This window comes from Alcanivorax sp. HI0007 (genome assembly GCF_001635525.1).
Classification (GTDB): Bacteria; Pseudomonadota; Gammaproteobacteria; order Pseudomonadales; family Alcanivoracaceae; genus Alcanivorax.
Window position 1 is genome coordinate 1 of sequence record NZ_LWEJ01000279.1, and the last position, 2,508, is coordinate 2,508.

At 62.0% G+C, this 2,508-nt stretch carries 2 protein-coding genes; both read left to right on the plus strand.

The window, feature by feature from the left end; genetic code table 11:
• A partial coding sequence (locus tag A3714_RS17025; RefSeq protein ID WP_156493880.1) for an SDR family NAD(P)-dependent oxidoreductase occupies positions 1-885 on the plus strand: 885 nt, incomplete at its 5' end.
• A 317-nt stretch (positions 886-1,202) separates the two neighbouring features.
• On the plus strand, positions 1,203-2,508 hold a 1,306-nt coding region (locus A3714_RS17030; RefSeq protein WP_231867869.1), incomplete at its 3' end, for an FAD-dependent oxidoreductase.

The following is a 2,508-nucleotide window of genomic DNA, read 5'->3' on the forward strand; positions in this document are numbered from 1 at the left end:
CTGCCCACCCTGCCCGAACGGGTGGACGGCAAGGTCGTGATGGTAACCGGCGCCACCTCCGGCATCGGTAAGGCGACAGCATTGAAGCTGGCGCGGGCCGGAGCCACCGTGCTGGTGATCGCCCGTACCGCAGAAAAGCTGGAAGAGACCCTGCATGAAATCGATCAGCTGGGCGGCACCGCCCAGGCCTATAGCTGCGACGTGTCGGACCTGAACAGTGTGGATGATCTGATTCAGCAGGTGATTGCCGACCACGGCCATGTGGATGTGCTGGTCAACAACGCCGGTCGCTCCATTCGCCGTTCCGTGGTGCATTCCTTTGATCGCTTCCACGATTATGAGCGCACCATGCAGCTCAACTATTTCGGCGCGCTGCGGCTGATCATGCAATTGATGCCGGGGATGATCGAGCGTGGCGGCGGCCACGTGATCAATATTTCCAGCATCGGGGTGCTGACCAATGCGCCTCGCTTCTCCGCCTATGTGGCCTCGAAAGCCGCACTGGATGCATTCACGCGGTGTGCCTCCAGTGAGCTCGCTCACGAGGGCATTCGTTTCACCACCATCAACATGCCGCTGGTGCGTACCCCGATGATTGCGCCCACCAAGATCTATAATCATGTGCCAACCATTAGCCCGGCCCAGGCAGCGGACATGATCTGCGATGCCATCGTGCGCCAACCCAAACGCATTGCCACCAATCTGGGCGTCATGGGTCAGGTGATGCACTTCCTGACGCCCAAGGTTACCGAGACCATCATGAATACCGGTTACAAGCTGTTCTCGGATTCCTCCGCAGCCCTGGGCGACAAGGAAAGCTCGCCGAAGAAGATCCGCCGCGAACAGGCGGCTTTCTCCCGGTTGTTCAAGGGTATTCACTGGTAACAGGGGCAATTTCCCTACCGCTGGCGGGCAGATTGCAGCACCAAAAGAAGGGCCCCGGAGACCGGGGCCAAAGAGTTTCCGGAGACAACCGGAAGCATACGCAGCGGGATCATATCCCGCTGCTATCCTCTCTCCTCTTGCCCTCCTCTGCCTTGATCGACATCAAGGTTTTTGTCCCTGGCCGCAACGGCTAGCTGTCAGTGAAGACAAGCGCCACGCTCCGTGCGCACTACACTGAAGTCATGGAACCTTTCACTCTTCGCCAAGACCCCACTGCCATCGCCCTCTGCCGTGCCTTGTTTCCGGCCGGAAAGCGCTTGCCGGCAGCAGATACCGATGTCCTGCTGAGCAGGATGGATGCGCAACTGGCCAACCAGACAGGCCTGCAACGCAGCCTGAAAGCCGGTTTGCTGTGGCTCGACAATCGTCACCGTCTGGTGCGTGGCCGCGCCTTTCATCGTGCCAGGCCGACACAGCAACAGCGTTTTCTCGACAAATTGGCCACCACTCCGGTGTCCGGCAAGCTGCTGCGCCTGCTGGCCCTGCCCTTCAAGGCCGCCTATGTGCTGGATGAGCAGGTGGAACAGGCCACCGGCTGCCGACAACCCGTGCAACTGCCCGCCCAGGTCGAGACCTTCCGCTGGCAACAGCAGATCACCGCCGCCCGGGATTGCGACGAGGATATGACCCTGGAAGCAGACGTGGTGATTCTGGGCAGCGGTGCCGGCGGCGCGGCAGCAGCCTATGAACTGGCCTGTCGTGGCCTGGCCGTGGTGATCATCGAGGAAGGCCAGTATTACGATCGCAGCCACTTCACCGGCAAACTCACCGAGGTGATCCCCAAACTCTACCGCAGCTGGGGAGCAACCGTGGCCACCGGCAACGCCATCATCCCGGTACCGGTGGGGTGCAATGTGGGCGGTACCACGACCATCAATTCCGGCACCTGCATGCGCACGCCGCCGTCGGTGCTGCAGCGCTGGCGAGAGCAGGGACTGGAGGCCTTCACCGAACAGGCCATGGCTCCCTGGTTCGAGGGCGTGGAGCGCATGCTCAGTGTGCAGCAAGCCACCACAGAGACCGTCGGCCCCATCGGCGACCTTATCGACCGGGGCGCCGCCGCCAACGGCTTCTTGCAGCGCCAGCCGCTGATGCGCAACGCCCAGGGCTGTGACGGCCAGGGACTGTGTCAGTTTGGGTGTCCCACGGACGCCAAACAGTCCACCAATGTGAGCTACATTCCGCGCGCACTGGAACGGGGAGCCTTCTTGTTCAGCGGTTTCCGGGCCGAGCGACTGCAGCGACAAGGTAACCGCATTACCGGCGTCATCGCCCGCGGGGAAAATGCTGACGGTCGCCCGATCAACCTGAGCCTGACCTGCCAGCAAACCATTGTTGCCATGGGCAGCCTGTTCACCCCCCTGTTCCTGCGACAACAGGGAGTCCGCAACCCTCATCTGGGTCGCCACCTGACGCTGCATCCGGCGGGCGTGGTCAATGCCCTGTTCCCGGACCGGGATCTTGCCAACAGCCGCAGCATCCCCCAGGGCTACGGTGTCTCAGACTGGGAAGAGCAGGGACTGATGTTCGAGGGTGGCACCATTCCCCTGGCCGGCCACAGTC